At 66.6% G+C, this 3,424-nt stretch carries 2 protein-coding genes; one reads left to right on the top strand and one right to left on the bottom strand.

Translation table 11 applies throughout. From position 1 onward, the window contains the following. Window positions 1-1,239, bottom strand: a 1,239-nt coding sequence (locus U9983_RS27240; RefSeq protein WP_322756756.1) for a cation:proton antiporter, incomplete at its 3' end; no start/stop codon positions are given. Between the two features lie 604 nt (window positions 1,240-1,843). Here U9983_RS27240 and U9983_RS27235 point away from each other — a divergent pair. Continuing rightward, window positions 1,844-3,052 carry an ATP-binding protein gene (locus tag U9983_RS27235; RefSeq protein ID WP_322756755.1) on the top strand — a complete coding sequence of 403 codons (1,209 nt, stop codon included), beginning with the start codon at window positions 1,844-1,846 and terminating at the stop codon, window positions 3,050-3,052. The last annotated feature ends 372 nt before the right edge of the window (window positions 3,053-3,424 follow it).

The following is a 3,424-nucleotide window of genomic DNA, read 5'->3' as shown; positions in this document are numbered from 1 at the left end:
GGTTTCCTCCCGGGCGGTGTGCTCGGGTTCGAGGGCGAGTCCGGAGCGGCTCACGACGTGGGCAAGGCTCAGACCCTGGAGGACGAGAGTGAAGACGACGACGGCGGTGGTGAGGGTCAGGATCAGAGGGCGCCCGGGCAGTGGGGTGCCGTCGGTGGCGGTGAGCGGGATGGACAGGGCTGCGGCCAGCGGCATCACGCCCCGGGTGCCGGCCCAGGTCACCACGCCCGCCAGGCGCCAGGACGGGCGGCCGCTGGTGGGCCTGACCGCCGCGGACAGCGGGAGCATCCACACCACCCGCAGGGCGATCAGAGTGGCGGCGATGGCGAGTGCCTGCAGCGGCCACAGACCGGTTCCGGTCGGGAGTTCACGGATCAGGGACGGCAGTTCAAGGCCGATGATGCTGAAGACGACGCTCTCGAGCAGGAAGATCACCACCGCGTACACGGCGTGCAGCTGCAGCCGGATATGGGCGTCACTGAGCTGGTGCCCGGACCGGCCTAGCAGCACGCCCGCGACCACGACGGCGGTGACCCCCGACATGTGCGCGGACTCGGCCAGCACATAGGCGGTGTACGGGGTGATCAGGGCGATCACGGTCTCCAGCACGGGGTCGGTGGTGCGGCGGCGGATGGCCGCGACCACCACCGCGACCACCGCGCCGATCGCACTGCCACCGCCCGCAAGCAGGACGAACTCACCGCCGACCACGTCCCAGCTGACCGCGCCGGAGGCCACCGCGACGGTGACGGCGACCTTGAAGAGCACCAGCGAGGTGGCGTCGTTGAACAGGCTCTCCGCCTGTACCAGTACCTGCACCCGTCCGGGAAGCGCGAGCCTGCGGCCGAGCGCGGTGACCGCGACCGGGTCGGTACTGGCCAGCACCGTGCCCAGCACGAAAGCCATGGCGACCGGCAACGGCGTGAGCGCAGCGGTCACCGCGCCCACGGCGGCGGAGGAGGCCAGCACCAGGCCGAACGCCAGAACAACGACCGGCCGCCACACCATGCGCAGGTCGCGCAGGGACAGCTCCTCGGCGGAGGCGTACAGCAGCGGAGGCAGGACGACCAGACCGATGGTCTGCGGAGCTATGTGCAAGGTAGGGGTGCCCGGCATGAGCGCCACTGCAAGACCGGCCAGCACCAGCAGGGGTGGAGCGGGCACCCGCCAGCGGCGTGCCCCGGTGGCTACCGCGGTTGCCAGCACCACAAGAAAGAGGACTGTCCCCACCGCACGCATCCGCCGAACCTCTGGTCCGTGATCGGGGTTGCTGCCGCGGATCGCTGCAGTCCATCCCCCACGCCGACCAGGCTTCCCGGCACACCTGAAACAGATTTTATCAATTCCTCAGCTGTTTCGTGCGGTGGGACGGGTGTAGGGCCGCGTCAAGACGACATTTCGCACCTGTTCACTCACGCTGCGGTCAATGGCCGCCACCGCGAAGCCGCAGGCTGTCACGCAGCGGTGGGCGCGGGCCACCAGGCCAGGGCTTTCTTGTGCTGGCCGTCGCCATGGCCTGGTGGCAACAGCGGGTGGCTACCGACGGCATCGGCGGGTGCCCCAGAGCACGCCGGGATGTCGTCGGCGTTCGGCATAGATCAACGATAGTCCGAAATGCTCTCAAAGTCGAACATTTGTTCGTGCAGGGTGTGGATATCGGCACGGTCGGGTCGGGCGGAGCTCCGGCAGACAGGAAGGCCGGTTCGGCAGATCGAAAGATCGTGATTCGGCAGATCGAAAGGTAGAGGATCGGCAGATTGAAAGATCCTTATTCGGCAGATCGAAGGGGTGCTGCTACGATCACTTCGTGCGCAGGGCGGCTGACTATGTACCCAGACGAGCGGTGGACCTGATCACAGAGGCGCTGGCCGACACGCGGGTCGTGGTCGTCAACGGTGCCCGCCAGGTTGGCAAGAGCACCCTGGCTGAGGTCGTGCTGCGGGCGCGGGCCGACGGGGTAGCCCGGTTTCTCGATGACCCGGCGACCCGGGCCGCTGCCACCGAGGACCCGGTCCGGTTCATTCGCCACGACGGTCTGATGCTCATCGACGAGGTACAACGAGTGCCCGATCTCTGGCTGGCAATCAAAAATCTCGTCGACCGTGATCCTCGGCCCGGCCGATTCCTGCTGACCGGATCTGCGCGGCTGCTCGCATTGCACGGCCTGCCCGATGCCTTGCCCGGTCGATCCGAGACCGTCGAACTCTGGCCGTTGTCCCAAGGTGAGATCGACGATGCTCCCGACGGCTTCGTCGATGCTGCTTTCACACTCGGTGCCGACCTGCGTAGCGGGTCGTCGGTGCTGAAACGTAAGGACTACCTCGCCAGGATGACCCGAGGAGGCTACCCGGAAGCATGGCGGCGAGAGAACCCGCGCCGGCGGCAGCGGTTCTTCGAGGGCTATGTTTCAGATCTGCTCAGCCGTGATGTCAGGCAGGTGGCCGACATCGAGAAGTCCGGCGAGATGCGCAGGCTCCTTTCGTTGTTGGCCGCACAGACCGGCGGACTACTCAACATCAGCCGTATTGCGGGCGAACTGGGTCTTTCGGCCCCGACAGCCCGTAGCTACATCAACATTCTGGAAACGGTCTATCTCGTGCGGCTCGTGCCAGCGTGGTCGACGAACCTCACGACAAGGGCGGTCGCGACGCCCAAAGCTATCTTCGTGGATACCGGGCTCGCCAATTACCTGGCGACGAGCCCCAGCACCGACGGGCCGGTCGGCGGTCTGCTCGAGAACTTCGTCCTCAGCGAACTGGCGCGGCAGCTGACCTGGTCCCAGACATCCGCTCGGCTGTATCATTACCGTGACCGGGACCAGTACGAAGTGGATGGGGTTCTGGAGGACAACGTAGGCCGGGTTATCGGTATCGAGGTGAAGGCCGCGGAGACGGTACGTGCGGAGGACTTCCGTGGCCTGAAACTCCTGCAGCGGCGGCTCGGCGCACGGTTTCACGCTGGATTCGTGTTCTACTGCGGTGCCGAATCGCTCAGTTTCGGCGCGGGGCTGGTCTGTCTGCCGATCTCTGCTCTGTGGGGGACCGGGACGTGAGCGTCCCGTCGGACCGGCGACTACGGGATCGGGATCATCAGGTGGGGATCAGGTCGACGAGACCTCATCCAGGGCGCGAACGTCGTCGGTCGTGATCACTGTGCCGAGGTGTACCACCTTTTTCCCCTGCGCCATCTGGTCCCCCGAACGGCTCGGACTGGCCCTGGCCAGGCTCGTCGTCACCCTCCCTACGCCGGTCGGGAGCTGCGTGGCCTGCCCGCCCGGGTGACCTGGACGACCCGGTCACGGGTGGATCCCGCCCTGTACGGGCCGGCCCCTGGCCGCGGTGTCGCGGGACTGTTGCCGGTCGCTCTTTGGGAACGATGTGAATCTGGTGTTGTGGTAGGAACATCGGATTCACATCGTTAAGAG

Source organism: Protofrankia sp. Cas3, from assembly GCF_963555955.1.
Classification (GTDB): Bacteria; Actinomycetota; Actinomycetes; order Frankiales; family Frankiaceae; genus Protofrankia.
Note: the sequence above shows the minus strand (reverse complement) of the source record. Positions and strands in the feature narration are given on the sequence as shown.